This window comes from Martelella sp. (assembly GCF_984369615.1).
This window is the reverse complement of the sequence record NZ_CFHTCS010000073.1, coordinates 1-15,349: the sequence shown is the minus strand read 5'-3', so window position 1 is coordinate 15,349 and position 15,349 is coordinate 1. Positions and strand designations below refer to the sequence as shown.

Annotated in this window: 13 protein-coding genes and 1 pseudogene; 8 read left to right on the top strand and 6 right to left on the bottom strand. The window is 63.5% G+C overall.

Annotated features, from left to right (window positions below; translation table 11 throughout):
• Nucleotides 1-350 (top strand): annotated as a pseudogene (locus tag AC5DC2_RS08415) (hypothetical protein); the annotation flags it as partial.
• A gap of 38 nt (nucleotides 351-388) precedes the next feature.
• Nucleotides 389-1,414, top strand: coding sequence for an alpha/beta hydrolase family protein (locus AC5DC2_RS08410; protein ID WP_491698173.1), 1,026 nt, complete (start codon nucleotides 389-391; stop codon nucleotides 1,412-1,414).
• 59 nt (nucleotides 1,415-1,473) lie between these two features.
• Here AC5DC2_RS08410 and AC5DC2_RS08405 read toward each other — a convergent pair whose 3' ends face one another.
• Nucleotides 1,474-2,013, bottom strand: coding sequence for a TetR/AcrR family transcriptional regulator (locus AC5DC2_RS08405; RefSeq protein ID WP_024705991.1), 540 nt, complete (start codon nucleotides 2,011-2,013; stop codon nucleotides 1,474-1,476).
• A gap of 89 nt (nucleotides 2,014-2,102) precedes the next feature.
• On the opposite strand from AC5DC2_RS08405, the gene AC5DC2_RS08400 reads away from it, so the two are divergent.
• The gene (locus tag AC5DC2_RS08400) at nucleotides 2,103-3,623 is read left to right on the top strand and encodes an MFS transporter (protein ID WP_491698172.1); all 1,521 of its coding nucleotides are present in this window, start codon (nucleotides 2,103-2,105) and stop codon (nucleotides 3,621-3,623) included.
• 9 nt (nucleotides 3,624-3,632) lie between these two features.
• Here AC5DC2_RS08400 and AC5DC2_RS08395 read toward each other — a convergent pair whose 3' ends face one another.
• The 4 genes from AC5DC2_RS08395 to AC5DC2_RS08380 are packed head-to-tail and all read right to left on the bottom strand — an operon-like array spanning nucleotide 3,633 to nucleotide 9,744.
• Nucleotides 3,633-4,730, bottom strand: coding sequence for an ATP-binding protein (locus AC5DC2_RS08395; RefSeq protein ID WP_491698171.1), 1,098 nt, complete (start codon nucleotides 4,728-4,730; stop codon nucleotides 3,633-3,635).
• Nucleotides 4,723-5,418 carry a response regulator gene (locus tag AC5DC2_RS08390; protein ID WP_024705994.1) on the bottom strand — a complete coding sequence of 232 codons (696 nt, stop codon included), beginning with the start codon at nucleotides 5,416-5,418 and terminating at the stop codon, nucleotides 4,723-4,725. The genes AC5DC2_RS08395 and AC5DC2_RS08390 overlap by 8 nt, the downstream gene beginning before the upstream one ends.
• A gap of 39 nt (nucleotides 5,419-5,457) precedes the next feature.
• A complete protein-coding gene (locus AC5DC2_RS08385) occupies nucleotides 5,458-8,577 on the bottom strand; it encodes a multidrug efflux RND transporter permease subunit (protein ID WP_491698170.1) in 3,120 nt (1,039 codons plus the stop codon).
• 12 nt (nucleotides 8,578-8,589) lie between these two features.
• Nucleotides 8,590-9,744, bottom strand: a complete 1,155-nt coding sequence (locus AC5DC2_RS08380; RefSeq protein ID WP_491698169.1) for an efflux RND transporter periplasmic adaptor subunit — start codon at nucleotides 9,742-9,744, stop codon at nucleotides 8,590-8,592.
• Nucleotides 9,745-9,824: 80 nt separating this feature from the next.
• On the opposite strand from AC5DC2_RS08380, the gene AC5DC2_RS08375 reads away from it, so the two are divergent.
• The 5 genes from AC5DC2_RS08375 (at nucleotide 9,825) to AC5DC2_RS08355 (ending at nucleotide 14,904) form a co-directional block, all read left to right on the top strand.
• A complete protein-coding gene (locus tag AC5DC2_RS08375; RefSeq protein ID WP_152534401.1) occupies nucleotides 9,825-10,181 on the top strand; it encodes a hypothetical protein in 357 nt (118 codons plus the stop codon).
• 57 nt (nucleotides 10,182-10,238) lie between these two features.
• Nucleotides 10,239-11,246, top strand: a complete 1,008-nt coding sequence (locus AC5DC2_RS08370) for an ABC transporter substrate-binding protein (protein ID WP_491698168.1) — start codon at nucleotides 10,239-10,241, stop codon at nucleotides 11,244-11,246.
• Nucleotides 11,247-11,432: 186 nt separating this feature from the next.
• Nucleotides 11,433-12,482: an ABC transporter ATP-binding protein gene (locus AC5DC2_RS08365; protein WP_491698167.1), complete on the top strand. Its 1,050-nt coding sequence runs from the start codon at nucleotides 11,433-11,435 to the stop codon at nucleotides 12,480-12,482.
• The gene (locus tag AC5DC2_RS08360) at nucleotides 12,479-14,161 is read left to right on the top strand and encodes an ABC transporter permease subunit (protein ID WP_491698166.1); all 1,683 of its coding nucleotides are present in this window, start codon (nucleotides 12,479-12,481) and stop codon (nucleotides 14,159-14,161) included. Before AC5DC2_RS08365 ends, AC5DC2_RS08360 begins: the two co-directional genes overlap by 4 nt.
• Nucleotides 14,162-14,175: 14 nt before the next feature.
• Nucleotides 14,176-14,904 carry an HAD family hydrolase gene (locus AC5DC2_RS08355; RefSeq protein ID WP_491698165.1) on the top strand — a complete coding sequence of 243 codons (729 nt, stop codon included), beginning with the start codon at nucleotides 14,176-14,178 and terminating at the stop codon, nucleotides 14,902-14,904.
• 44 nt (nucleotides 14,905-14,948) lie between these two features.
• On the opposite strand, the gene AC5DC2_RS08350 is transcribed toward AC5DC2_RS08355, so the two are convergent.
• The coding region (locus tag AC5DC2_RS08350; RefSeq protein ID WP_491698164.1) for a DeoR/GlpR family DNA-binding transcription regulator at nucleotides 14,949-15,349 on the bottom strand (401 nt) is incomplete at its 5' end.

Below are 15,349 nucleotides of genomic sequence, written 5' to 3'. Positions count from 1 at the left end.
ACCTCGCCGAGTTCACCTGTCTCGTCGGCACCATGACGCAGGAGGTCTATGGGTCAAATCCGGCGATCCGCGATGCCTGCGCGGCAAGCATTTTCGGGCATGCGGCCACGCTGGAGCCCGACATCGAGGCGGCGATGAAAGCGCGCGGGATTGCGGCAGACTGGACGCGCGCGAGACCGTCGATCACCCGAGACGCTATCTGCTGCTCCTGTTCGAAACGGCGCCGAAGATCGGTGCCTCGCATTCCCGAGGAGGATCATCACATGACTGGAATTCCAAATCCTGGAACGAAGGCGATCTCCGGAATTGCCCGCCGGTCCGGATTTGTGTTCAATGCACCGCGTCCATAAGTATACCGTCAAATCATGAGATGCGGAGATCGGGTCAATTGAGATTACGCGCGGTTCTGACGTTCGCTCTCGTTTTGACCGCCGCCGCGGGCTTTCTTCTTTGGCGGCTGGCCGATCATGACCTCGACCGGCGCAACAGCGAGCGCTTCGACTTCGTTTCCGCGGGCGCGCCCGTGTCGGGGACGCTCTGGCTTCCCGACGAGACGCCAAGGGCAGCCGTTGTCCTCGTCCATGGCGACGGCGCCCAGGATCGCACGTCAGAAGGCGGATACGCTCCGCTGATCAACGCCATGCTCGATCGAGGCATCGCGGTGGCGTCCTGGGACAAGCCTGGCGTCGGTTCGTCTGCGGGTAACTGGCTGCAACAGACCATGGAAGAGCGTGCGGACGAAACGCGCATTGCGCTTCAGCTGCTGGCCCGGCGTTTCGATGGCCTTGCACGCGGGGCTGTCGGCTTTTCTCAGGCTGGCTGGGTGCTGCCGCAGCTTTCATCCAACGATGCGGATTTTGTCGTTCTGGTCGGAGCGGCCGTGTCCTGGCAGGATCAGGGGGACTATTACACGCGCACGCGGCTTGCGCGCGAGGGGCTTGATCCGCCGGCGGTCGATCTGGCGATTGCCGATCAGAAGAAGGAAGACGCGCGCATCTTCGGGCCGGAGGCGGCCAGTGCGCCCGCCGGAATGTCGGCAGATCGCTGGCAGTTCATCAGGATCAACCGATACGCCGATGCGCGCGCTGCGCTTGCCCGGCTCGATCTGCCCTTGCTTGCCATCTGGGGCGCAAACGACCTGAATGTCGAGCCTGAGCGCAATGCGGCAATCTTTCGTGAACTCGTTTCCGGGCGGAATAGCCATAGCGAGATCATCATCTGGCCTGGGGCCACGCATGGCCTTTTGAAATCATCCGCCTACAACTGGCAACTGGCCGATGACTGGACCTGGTTTGCAATCATGCGCTTTGTCCTCGAGGGCCGTCACGCCTTTGCGCCCGGTGCGCTCGACACGGTAACCGAATGGATCCTGGCCAGAGGCAAAGTCGGAGCGTCGGTGCGGCAACAATCATGAGAAACCTTCCGAGGGGATGAAAGGTTGCCGACCATTGCGCCGCGACCGGCACGCCCCGGTCAGTTGCGGGCGCCATCTCTCAGCAGCATCGCCTCGATATCATCGAGTTGCGATTGCAGGTCGACGCTGTCCTCCGCCCCCCAGATGCGCAATGTGAACAGCCCCTCCACCGCCAGAAAGGCCGTTCGCGCCGCACGCGCCTCTTTGCTGTCGCCCATTCGGGACAGGATCGAGCGGTACCAGTTCGCCGTCTCCATGCGGTTTTGCGGGTTTTGCATGTAGGCGATCATGAGCCCCGCCAGCTTGGCGTCAATGGTCCCCTGCGACGTGCGCATGGCGGCGATGTAGCTCAGCACAAAGCCGATCGGCCCCACGCTCTCGATGTCGGCGACAAGGGCATCGAATTGGGTGGTCCAACGATCGACGAGGCCTTTGACCAGTTCATCCTTCGACGAAAATGAATATTGAACGCCGCCTTTCGATATGCCCGCAGCTTTCGCCAGGGCATCGATCGTCAGCGCCTGTGGCCCCTCGATGTTCACGATGTCCTCGGCGATCGTCAAAAGCCGGTCCCGGCTGATCGTCGGTTTTCTTCCCATCGTCTCTCCTTCAACAAACGGAATTCAGGATTGAAATCCATACGTATGTATTTATATACGGCGCTGCAATTTATCAGTCAGGTGACCCAATGTCTGCCCCTCCTCGTGATCCGAAGCGATGGCTCGTCCTCGTTGCCGTGACGCTCGCCTTCCTCCCCGTCGTCATCGACATGACCGTGCTCCACGTCGTGATCCCGACACTGACCCAGTCGCTTGGCGCCTCCGGCACGGAAGTGCTCTGGATCATCGACATCTATCCCCTCCTCATGGCCGGCCTGCTGGTGCCCATGGGCACGCTGGCGGACCGTGTGGGAAACAGGAAGGTGCTATTGTCGGGCCTTGCGATCTTCGCCTTCGCATCGGTTGCGGCCGCCTTTTCCACAAGCGCGGCGATGCTGATCGGGGCGCGCATCCTGCTTGCGTTCGGCGGCTCGATGATCGTGCCTTGCGTGCTGGGGATCATTCGACGCACCTTCGAGGATGCTGACGAGCGTGCGGTCGCGCTTGGATTATGGGGAACGATCGGATCGGCGGGCGCAGCCCTCGGCCCGTTGGCCGGCGGCGGACTTTTGCAGCATTTTTGGTGGGGTTCGGTGTTCCTCATCAACGTTCCGCTCATGCTGGTGGTCGCGCCCGCATGCTATTTCCTTTTGCCGAGAAAGGAAGCGACAACGCCCGGAAAATGGGCCTTCGGCCAGGCGCTGCTGCTGATCGCCGGCATGATTTCGCTTGTCTACGCCATCAAGGCGGGCTTCGGCGGCAGCAAGCCGCTCGCGATCATTCTCCCGATCCTGGCCTTCGGCATCGCCATGCTGGCGCTTTTCACGCGCACACAGCTTCGCTCGGACAATCCGATGCTGGACCTCACCCTGTTTTCCCGTCCCGCGATCGTGGCCGGCATCATCATGGCGCTTGTGGCCACTGCCGCGCTTTCCGGCGTCGAGCTGACGCTCGCCCAGGAATTGCAATACGTGATCGGCAAGACGCCGCTTGAGGCGGGCATCTTCATGATCCCGATCATGGTCGCGGCCGCGATCAGCGGGCCCATAGCCGGCTGGTTGTCGAACACGTTCGGGCTGCGTCGGGTGGCGACGCTGTCGCTGCTGCTCGCCGCCGGTTCGCTGGCCTATCTCGGCAGCGCCGATTTCCGCGCTCCGGGCGTTGACATCCCGGCCGCGCTGGCTGTGGCCGGCCTCACCCTCAGCACCGGGCTGACGGCGTCATCAATCGCCATCATGGGGTCTGTGGAGCCCGAAAAAGGAGGCGCGGCAGGCTCGCTCGAGGGCACGGGTTATGAACTCGGCTCCGGCCTCGGGATCACTCTTTTCGGCGTGTTCATGGCGAGCGTCTTCGGTCGGGCCATCGAAATGCCGCCAGACCTGGCATTGCCCCTTGCCGAACAGGCGCGCCGTTCCATTGGCGACACCTATCTTGTGGCGACGCAGCTGCCCGGCGAACAGGGCGCCGCCCTGATTGCAGCCGGCAAGGCCGCATTCAGCGCAGCCCATGTTGCATTGCTGTCCGTCGCGTCCGCCGTGATCGCGGCCCTAGCCATCTCCGTCTACGTGCTGCTGGCCCGCTATCGCCCGATCGGAGGCGCTGGCCACTGAATGCGCCGGTCAGAGGCCGGCAGCGTACGCCCCGGGAGCGATGCGCCTTGACGGGTCCCGGCGCGGCAACCGGATTTCGACGGCAAGGCCGGCGTTTTGGGACGGAAGGATCAGCGCATCGCCGCCATGCGCCTTTGCGATCGCCCTGACGATGGGCAGGCCGAGACCCGAACCGCCTCTGGCCCGCCCGCGCGAACTGTCCGCGCGCCAGAACCGCTCGAAGGCGCGCGCGCGGTTTTCTTCGGAAAGCCCGGGGCCGGTATCGGTGCAGCGGAAGAAGACGTGCTCTCCGGCGCGGCCGGTCTCCACGAGCACGGTGGTTTGCGGCGCATAGCGGCAGCAGTTTTCGAGGAGCGCGACAAAGGCCTGCCGCAATCGCGAGCGGTCGGCATCGGTGACCACGCTCTCCAATTGCCGCTTGATGGTGATCCCGGCTGTGGCGAGCGGCTCTTCGAGCGAGGTCAGCGCCGCCTCGGCCTCCTCGGCAAGATCAAGATGCGAGACCTGCAGTTCGAGCTGGCCGGCATTGCCCAGCGCCAGCGTGCGCAACTCCTCCACGATGGCCGACAGATCATCGACATGCTCGATGAGCCGGCCATAAAGCGCCGGGCTGGGCTCAAAGGCGCCATCCAGCAGGCCCTGCAAACGCCCGCGCAAAATGGTCAGAGGGGTCCTGAGCTCATGCGCGATCGCCGAGTTCGAATATTGCAGCTCGGCCTCGGCGCGCTGCAGGCGCTCCGCCATCTGGTTGAAATCGCCGACCAGATCGCCGGCCTCGCCGAAATTGCCGCGGCGCACCGAGGCGCGCGCCGAGAAATCCCCCTCCGCGACCTGGCGCGCGGCCCCGGCAACCGATTTCAACGGCGCGACGATCCGCCTTGCGAGGAACCAGCCCAGCAATGAGGCCGACGCGATGCCGATGCCGAGCAGCAGGCCCAGGGTGACGATATCGCCGGTGCGCAGAAAGTCATCGTCGGTAAACTCGGGATAGAGCCATTCATAGATGAAGAAGAAATAGGCGATCAGGCCGAAATAGACGACGGCGAAGGCGAGCAGCGTCAATGCGATCATCGCGCGGACAATCTGGGAATTCAGGTTTCTAGCCATCGATGCTGTCCAGTCGGTAGCCGACGCCGCGCACGCCGGTGAGCAATCCGTCCGCTCCGGCGGCGGAAAGCTTGCGGCGCAGATTGCTGACATGGCTGTCCACGGTGCGGTCGAGCGCCTCGCCTTCCGGCAGGCAGGCATCGACCAGTTCCGAGCGCTCGAACGCCCGTCCCGGGCTTGCCGCCATATGGGCGAGAATGCGGAACTCGGTCCGGGTCAGGTCGAGCGCCGCCGATCCGGCCGGCGTTGCGACCGCCGCGCGATGGGCCAGCGGATCCACGGTCAGCGGCCCGACGCGCAGCACCTCATCGCCGCCGCGCCCCATCGTGCGGCGCAGAACGGCCTTGGCGCGGGCCACGACTTCAAGCGGATTGAACGGCTTGACGACATAGTCGTCAGCGCCGATGCGCAGCGCCTGCAGCTTGTCGAGATCCTCCGCAAGTGCTGTGACCATGATCACCGGCGTGTCGCCGCGCCGCCTTATCGCCGCCAGCACCTCGTAACCGTCCTGCCCGGGCAGCTTGATGTCGAGCACGACCAGATCGGGGCGCAAGCGCAGATGATGCGCAAGCCCGACCGTCCCGTCGCCGGCGGTGATGACCCGGAATCCCTCGCGCGCCATGTAGGTCCCGATGATTTCAGCGATCTCGGGTTCGTCTTCGATAATCAGGATCAGAGCATTGTTCATGGCCATGCCTTCGATCTTTGAGACACCCTCTGCGGATGTTCACGCAGCGCGCCCCGTGCTTTTCCCGGAGCCCTTGTTCCGCGATTTGCGCGTCGTCAGTCGACTGACTGTAACGTAAAGCACCGGCACAAAGAAAACCGCAAGCACCGTTGCCGACAGCATCCCTCCGAACACGCCGGTTCCGATGGCGTTCTGGATTTCGGAGCCGGGGCCGTGCGCGATCATCAATGGCACAACGCCGAGGATGAAAGCCAGCGAGGTCATAACGATCGGCCTGAGCCGCAACCGGGATGCCCGCAACACCGCCCGATAAAGACCCATTCCGTCGTTTCTCAGATGCCGGGCATATTCGACCAGCAAAATGGCGTTCTTGGCCGACAGCCCGATGATGGTGATCAGCCCCACCTTGAAGAACACGTCATTGTCCATGCCGCGCGCCAGCACCGCCAGCACCGCGCCGAGCACGCCGAGCGGCACGACCAGCATCACCGAAAGCGGGATCGACCAGCTTTCATAAAGTGCCGCAAGCACGAGGAACACGACCAGCATCGAGGCGGCCAGCAGCATTGGCGCCTGCGCGGCGGATTGCCTTTCCTGCAGCGACTGGCCGGTCCATTCCAGCGCGAAGCCCTGTGGCAATTGTTGCGCCAGACGCTCCATCTCGTCCATCGCCGCGCCGCTCGACACGCCGGGCGCCGCCGAGCCCGAGATATTGGCAGCGGGGTAGCCGTTGTAGCGCTCCAGTTGCAGCGGCGTCGTTTCCCAGACGGGTTCGACAACTTCGGACAGAGCCACCATGCCGCCATCGATATTGCGCACTTTCAGACGCAGGACATCCTCGACATGCATCCTCGCCGGCGCATCGGCCTGCACGACCACCTGCTGAAGCTGGCCCTTGTTGGGAAAATCGTTGACATAGTTCGATCCGATTGCCGTCGAGATCATGTCGCTGATCGCCGAGAAGGAGACGCCGAGCGCCAGCGCCTTCTGGCGATCGATCTTCAGCGCGATGCTCTGGCCGTCGGGCAGTCCGTCGGCCATCACGTCGCTCACCAGACGGCTTTGGGATGCCAGCGCGATCAACTGGTCCTCGGCCGCCTTCAGCGCGTCGGGCCCCGCATTGGCCCGGTCCTGAAGCCGCAGCGCGAAACCGGATGTGGTGCCGAGCGATTCGATGGCCGGCGGCTTCATGATCATCGCCGTGCCTTCGGGAATATCGGCCATCGCGGCTTCAGCTGCTGCGATCTCGGCATTCACCGTGGTCTTGCGCGCGCCCCAGTCCTTCAGGCTGGTGAAGGCCTGGGCGGCATTGGGGCCGGAGCCGGAAAAACCGAAGCCCAGGATAACGGTGCTCTCGACAATATCGGGCCGGGTCGCGGTATAGGCTTCATAGGCCGCAACGACCTTGCGCGTGCGCTCGGCGGTGGCGCCGGCCGGCAGTTCGAACATCGCCATGAAGTTTCCCTGGTCCTCTTCCGGCACGAAGGACGTCGCCACCCGCGCATAGCCAATGCCGAGCACCGCCAGCAACACGGCATAGACGACCAGCATCCGCCCGCCGCGCCGCAACACCCAGCCGACGCCGCCGGTATAGCGCGCGGTCAGGCTCTCGAACCTTCTGTTGAACCACCCGAAGAAGCCGGTTCTGGCGTGGCCTTGCCCTGGTTTCAGGAGCGTGGCGCAGAGCGCCGGCGTCAGCGTCAGCGCAAGGAAGGCCGAAAACAGGATCGAAACCGACATCGACAGGGTGAACTGGCGATAGATCGCGCCCACCGAACCGGCGGCCATGCCCATCGGGATGAAGACGGCGGCAAGCACCAGCGTGATACCGACGATCGCGCCTGAAATCTCGCGCATCGCCTGACGGGTGGCATCGCGTGGCGACAGACCCTGCCGCGACATGATCCGCTCGACATTCTCGACGACGACGATCGCGTCATCGACGATAATGCCGATGGCGAGCACCATGCCGAACATGGTCAGCACATTGATCGAATAGCCCGCCGCCGCCATCACCGCGAACGTGCCCAGAAGCGCGATCGGCGCCACGATGGTCGGGATCAGCGTATAGCGAATGTTCTGCAGGAACAGCAGGATCACCAGAAAGACCAGCACCATCGCCTCGATCAGGGTCTGGACGACCTTGGTGATCGATACCTTCACGAAGGGCGCGGTATTGTAGGAGATCACGACCTCCATATCCTTCGGCATCGACGGCTTCAGTTCCGCCAGGCGCTTTTCAATCGCGGCGGCGGTGGAAACGGCGTTGGCGCCGGGCCGCATCTGGACCGCGGCGGCCGCCGCCGGCTTGCCGTTGCTGCTGACGCTGAAGGCCAGCGTCTGGGCGCCGAGTTCCACCCGCGCCACATTCGACAACAGCAGGCGCCCGCCATCGGCCTGTGCCCTCAGCGGTATCGCCGCGAATTCCTCCGGCGTGGTCAACTGGCCACGCACGGTCAGCGGCGTCGAGATCATCGTGCCGGGAACCGTCGGCTCATCGCCGACCCGGCCGGGCGACACCTGCGCGTTTTCGCGCGTGATCGCCGCGGTCACATCGGCCATGGTCAGGTCGTAGGCCGCCAGCTTTTCCGGATCCACCCAGACGCGCATGGCCCGCTCGGACCCGAACTGCTGCAAACGGCCGACGCCGGGAAGGCGCTTCAGCTCCTCGCCCAGATTGCGGGTGAGGTAATCGCCAAGGGCCAGTTCGTCGGTTTCGCCGCCGAGCGACTTCAGGGTGATCACCATCAGGAAACCGGATTCGGCGGCCTCGACGCTGACGCCGCTGCGCCGGACAGTCTCCGGAAGACGTGGTTCGGCATTCTTCAGGCGGTTTTGAACATCCACCTGCGCCAGCTCCGGATCGGTTCCGGGCTTGAACGTCAGCGTGATATTGGCGCCGCCGGTCGAATCGGCGGTGGATTCGTAATAGAGCACGTTCTTGACGCTCGAGAGTTCCTTCTCGATGGGCGTCACCACACTGTCATTGACGGTTTGTACGGTCGCGCCGGTATAGCTCGCGAAGACGCTGACATTCGGCGGCGCGATGACGGGAAAGCGCGCGACCGGAAGCTGCGGAATGGCGACGATGCCGGCCAGCGCGATGAAGATCGCAATCACCCAGGCAAACACCGGGCGGTCGATGAAAAATTGCGGCATGATATCCGACCTTTATTGCTTTCTGGCCGCCGGCGCGGCATCGCGCGCGGCGATAACCGGGCTGACGCGCGCGCCGTCCTGAACGCGATCCTGACCGCGAATGATGATTGTCTCGCCTGCCTTCAGGCCTGACGTGACGACAAGGCGCCCGCCTATGGCCTCGCCGAGCGCCACGTCGCGCCGCTCGGCCCGTCCGTCGACGGTCACCACCGCGATCTGCGCCTCGCCGGCGCCGGCGCGCACGACCGCCTCCTCCGGCACCAGGAGCGCATCGGGGAGCACGCCGCGCGGCAGTCGCGCGCGGACATACATGCCGGGCAGGAGCCTGAGACCGGGGTTTTCCGCCGCGACCCGGACCATGGCATTGCCGGTTCCCGGATCGACCGTGACGTCCGAGAGCACCAGCCTGCCCGGGCGGGGATGCGGCTTACCGTCCGCGTCCAGAATCTCGACCGGGCCCAGGCCCTGTTCGGCGGCAGACTGGACCCCGTCGAGCTTCGTCGCGGGCAGGCGCAGGTCGACGTAAACGCGGTCCAGTTCCTGCACCACGGCAAGCTCCGTCTGGCTGGAGGCGAGAGCGCCCTCGTCGGAAAGCGTACGGCCGACATAGCCCTTGATCGGCGATCTTATGGTCGCGAAATCGAGGTCCAGCATTTTGCGGTGAGCGACCGCTTGGGCCTCGGCAAGGTTCGCCTCTGCCGTGGTCAGATCGTTTTGCGCCTGCTCGTAATTCTTGCGGCTCGTCACGTTTTCCGCCATGAGCGCTTTCGCACGCGCGATCTCTTGTCTGGCATGCGCCAGCGCTCCCTCGGCACGCATGACGCCTGCCTTCGCCGTTTCGAAATCGGCCTCAAGCGGGGCCGGGTCGATTTCGAAGAGGACCTGGCCAGCCTCCACTTGCGTAGCGCCTTCGGCAAGCCGCTTCTTGATGATGCCGGTCACCTGAGGCCGTATCTCGATCCGCCGATAGGCGGCCACGCGTCCGGGAAACGTGTCGGTCAGGACGACGCGCTCCGGCTCAAGCTTCAGCGTGGTGACCTGTGCGGGACCGCCCGCATAGGCAGACGGGTCTTCCGGTTGCGAAACCGCCCCGGGCCGGGAAATCAGAAACAATCCAAGGGCGGCTATGCCGACAAGAATGACGATGAATGAGAGGCGGTGCGACATGAAAGGCATCCGGATTGATGTTTGTCATCCGCACCTGACATGCGCCCTTCGGTTTTCGGTCGAGAAATGATGGAGATCTGGTGGAGATGGTCGATCGGTTCTTGAATCCGTTCTTCCGCAATGGCGGCAGTCAGCAGAGCCTTTGCGCGCGATGGCGATCGACGGGGAACGCAACCTGGGTCGTAGTGATCTCCCGGCATATGCCCGGCCGCCGCAATTCGTCGCGAGAAAGACGGCGTCCTGATGCACGGTTGGCGTTCCGCGCGCGCATACGCCAGATGCAGCAAGTTCTCCGCAACGTCCCGGCCGGCCTCATGCTTTTCAGCGGCGGCGCGTCTCGCAGGCTCTATTGGCTCATACCCCATTGGAAAAGCATTCCCGTCGAGGCCTTGTATCTGACAAAAAACATCCGTACTGTCGCAAAACATTCATTTTAAGCGGATAAATGTCTTCAAACGTACATTTATGACGTTTCAGGTACAAAGGAGAGCAAAATGAAGAAACTTGGTTTGTGGACGATCGGTACGGTTGCAGGCGCGCTGATCTCGAGCGCCGCTTTCGCCGAGACCATCACGGTTTACACGTCCTACGAAGAGGACGAGGCCGCAGCCTTTCTTGAAAAGGCAAAGGAGGCCATGCCCGATATCGACGTCAATCTTCTGAGGCTCTCCACCGGCGATCTCGCCGCCCGCATCATCGCGGAAAAGGCCAATCCCCAGCATGACGTGCTGTGGGGCTTTGCCGTCACCTCCATGGTCAACCCGCAGATCGAGGAAACCCTGGAAGCCTATGAGCCGAAGGGCATCGACACCGTCCCCGCGCAGTTCCGCGATCCCGACAACAAGTGGTTTGCGGTTACCGGCTACATGGCGGCATTCTGCGTCAACAATGAACGCCTCGAGGCCGAGGGGCTGGAAATGCCGACCTCGTGGGCCGATCTGACCGATCCGTCCTTTGCCGATGAGGTCGTCATGCCCAACCCGGCAAGCTCGGGCACCGGCTATATCCAGATCGACGCGCTGCTGCAGATGATGGGCGAAAACGAAGGCTGGACCTTCCTCGACAAGCTCGACAAGAACGTCGCGCAGTACATCAAGTCCGGCTCCCGCCCCTGCAACGTCGCCTCGATGGGCGAATACACCGTCGGCGCTTCCTACGCCATGCGCGCCATCAAGAACATCGAGGAAGGCTACCCGATCACCATGGTCGTGCCCTCCGAAGGCGCCGGCAACGAGCTGGAAGGCAATGCGCTGGTCGCTTCTTCCGAGCACAAGGATGCAGCCAAGCGCTTCCTCGACTGGACCCTCAGCCCCGAAGCGGCCACGGCCTATTATGACTGGAAGACGATCGTGACGGTTCCGGGCGGCGATGTGCCGGAGCGGTTCATCTCCGCCGGCCTGCCCGAGGATGTCCCGGCCGCCCTCTTCCCGGTTGATTTCCGCGCGGCGGCCGAAGACCGCACGGAAATCATCAATACCTGGCAGGAGCGCTACGAGCGCTAAGCCACGCTAGGCGACAACCGAGCCGGCGGGCGGTCATGCCCGCCGGCGCTTTCCGCCATATGCATTTCGGCGGAAGCAAGCTTCGGCTGATCTATTTCATTGAATTGCTTTACGTGCGGCGAGTGGGAAACGGCATCGTCCTTCCCCGCCCCGCACCGCCAAACCCGCATCAGGAGAGAACGCGCGATGGACCTTTCGATCCGCAACCTTGTCAAGCGCTTCGACAGGCTGACAGCACTCGACAACGTCACGCTCGATGTCCCGCACGGAAACTTCGTCTGCTTTCTCGGGCCCTCGGGCTGCGGCAAGACCACGCTGCTGCGCGTCATCGCCGGACTGGAAGATGCGGATGAAGGCACGATCGAACTTGGCGGCGAGGACCTGACGGCGGTGCCCACCCGGGCGCGCAATTTCGGCGTCGTGTTCCAGTCCTATTCGCTGTTTCCCAACATGAGCGCGGCGCGCAATGTCGGTTACGGGCTTGAATGCCGGCGCTGGGACAAGGCCAGGATCGGTAGCCGCGTCAACGAGATGCTCGACCTCGTGCACCTTGCCGATCACCGCGCCAAGCTGCCGGCGCAGATGTCGGGCGGACAGCAGCAGCGCATCGCGCTGGCGCGCGCGCTCGCGCCCGATCCGTCCCTGCTTCTGCTCGACGAACCGCTGTCGGCGCTTGACGCCAAGGTGCGCGAGGAACTGCGCGTCGAGATCCGCGCCCTGCAGCAGCGCCTGAAGCTGACCACGATCATGGTCACGCATGATCAGGAAGAGGCGCTGGCGATGGCCGATGTCGTCGTGGTCATGAACAAGGGAACCATCGAACAGATCGGTTCCCCGCGCGACCTCTATACGGAGCCGAAAACCGCTTTCGTCGCCGATTTCATCGGCCGCATGAACATCTTGCGACTGGATGAGAACGCGCGCATGCAGCCGAGTTTCGGCGGCGTGGCGCTCCACCTTGGCGATAGCGCACACACCGCGGACCATATCACGGCTCTCGGCGTGCGCCCGGAAATGATCTCCCTGACCGACGCGGAAAGCACCGGCGACAACACGCTTGCCGCAACCGTCTCCGGCGTCACCTATCTCGGCAATATCACCCGCGTCGAGGTGTTCACGGATGCCGAGCCCGAGGCGCCGATCACCGTTGAACTGCACGGCGCAAGCGCGGTTCCGAAAATGGGCGAGCGTCTCGGCATCGTCATCCCGGCCGAAGCCCTGAGGGTGCTTGCATGAGCAACCCCGAACAGACCACAAGCCGCCCTGCGCGCGGCACGGATATCGCCGACCGCGCCAGCGTCTGGGCGATGACGCTGTTCGTCGCAGCGCTCCTGATCATCTTTCTGCTGCTGCCGCTGCTGGGCATCCTGATGCGCAGCCTGGAGACCCCGGACGGTCTCGGCCTCGGCAACTTCGTTTCCACTTTCTCGACCCTGCGTTTCTGGCAGCTCGTCGGCGACAGCATTCTGGTTTCGCTGACCTCCACGGCGATCGTGGTGGTGGTCGCCTATGGCTATGCCTATGCGCTTCAGCGCGCGATCATCCCCGGCAAATGGTTCCTGCGGATCGTGATCCTGGTGCCGCTGTTCGCGCCGTCGCTGGTTCAGGCCCAGGGACTGATCCTGCTTCTCGGACGCAACGGTATCCTCAACCGCTATCTCGGTTTCGATCTCGATATCTACGGCTTCTGGGGCGTTGCCATCGCCAACGCGCTTTATGCGTTTCCTTACGCCTTCCTGATCCTGTCGGCGGCGCTCGCCGTGGCGGATGCCCGGATTTACGAAAGCGCGGAGGCGCTCGGCGCCGGGCCGTTGCGCATCTTCCGCGACGTCACGCTGCCGGCGACCCGCTACGGGCTGGCCGCCACGCTGTTCATCGTATTCATGCTTGCGATCACCGATTTCGGCAATCCGATGGTGATCGGCGGCGATTTCAACGTGCTGGCGACGGAAGTCTACAATCAGGTCATCGGTCAGGCCCAGTTCGGCCTCGGCGCGGTCATCGGCGTGGCGCTTCTGGTGCCCGCCATGTTCGCCAAGCTGATCGAAAAGCGGATGACGGCGCGTCAGCACGCGCTGGTCACCGAACAGTCCCGGCCGCTGACGCCGCGACCCTCGGCCCGGCGCGACCTGTTCTTCTCGCTCTATGCCTATGTGGTGGCGGGGCTGGTTGTGTCCGTGGTCGCCATCGTCGTGTTCGCGAGCTTCGTGCATCTGTGGCCCTACAATATGAGCTTCACGCTGCGCCACTACCGCTTCGACGTCCAGAACGGCACGGACCCGCTCTGGAACAGCGTTTTCGTTGCTTTTGCGACCGCCATCGTCGGCATCATCGTCACCGGGCTCGGCGCCATCGTGGTGCACAAGTTCAGGACCGCGCTGACCGGACCGCTGTCGTTTCTGGCGATCCTGCCAGCCGCCGTGCCCGGCATCGTGCTCGGTCTCGGCTATATCCTGGTGTTCAATTCACCTGCCAATCCGCTCAATTTCCTCTACGGAACCTTTGCGCTGATCGTCATTCTCGAGGTCTATTACAACCACGCCCATGCCTTCCTGATCTCATCGACCAGCCTGAAGCAGATCGGCGCGACATTTGACGAGGCTTCGACGACGCTCGGCGGCACCTCGATGACGACCCTGCGCAAGGTCACGCTGCCGCTCATCTGGCCAACCCTTCTGGGCGTGGGCGTGTTCTATTTCATGCGTTCCATGGTCTCTCTTTCGGCGGTGATCTTTCTCGTCACCCCCTCGACCCAGCTTGCCTCCGTTTCGGTGCTGCAATTGTCGGATCGCGGCGCGATCAACCAGGCGGCCGCCTTTTCGGTCTGCATCATGGGGATCGTCGTGCTGTGCCTGATCGTCGTGCGCGTGCTGATGCGGCTCGCCGGCGTCAAGAACGTAAACCTCATAAGATAAGAGCGGAAAACGCCATGACGGCCTCCCCCATCAAGGCCATCCTTTTCGACAAGGATGGCACCCTCCTCGATTACCAGCGCACCTGGGCGCCTATCAACCGGGCCGCAGCCGATCTCGCCGCGAGCGGCGATCCGGCGCTTGCCGCGCATCTTCTGAGCGTCGGCGGCATGGACCCCGAAAGCGGGCAGACATCATCGAATAGTCTGCTGGCGGCGGGAAACACCGATGAGATCGCCCGGGCCTGGGTCGAGGCCGGCGCGCGTTTCAGCGTCAGCGACCTGACCGCCGCGCTTGATACGCTGTTTACCGCCGCGGTTTCCGACGCCGTTCCGGTCACCAATCTGGTCAAGCTGTTTCGCAACCTGCATGAGCGCGGCTTCAGGCTCGGCATCGCCAGCAGCGACAGCCAGGCGGCGATCGAAGGGCTGGTGGCGCGCCTGTCGCTGACCCCATGGATCGATTTCATCGCCGGCTATGACAGCGGCTATGGCGTCAAACCGGAACCCGGCATGCTGCTGGCGTTCTGCGAGGCGATGGGCGTTTCCCCCGCGCAGACCGCGGTCGTCGGCGACAATCCCCACGACATGAACATGGCGATCTCGGGCGGAGCGGGCCTCAGGGTCGGCGTCCTGACGGGAACGGGAACGCGCGACGTGTTGCAGCCTCTGTGCGATGTCTGCCTTCCGGGAATCCAGACGCTCGCCACCGACATTTTTGAAAACATACCGGCTTCGAGGACATGAAACGGACAGCGGAAAGGCGGATTGAAGCGCGCTTTCGCCGCGTTTCAGCAGATGATCTCGACGTCGTTTTCCTCCAGAAGGCGAAGGATTTCCCCCTCCGGCATGGTGTCGGTGACAAGGGTGTCCACGTCGGAGATCGTCCCCAGCCGCACCATGGCGCGCCTGCCGAACTTGCTGCTGTCGACGGCCAGAACAGTGCGGCGCGATTGCGCCATCGCCGCCGTTGCGACCACGCTTTCGGCATGATCGTCGTCGCAGAGGTCCCCGTCATTGTCGATGCCGCTCACCGAGATGATCGCACTGTCGAACTTGAAGTTGCGGATGAATTCGGGCGTCTCTTCCTGAAAGATGCCGCCATGAATGGGACGCACGAAACCGCCGGGAACCGCCAGCGTGAAATTGGTGTTCTCGTTCAGGATCGTCGCGACCCTGAGGCTGTAGGTCA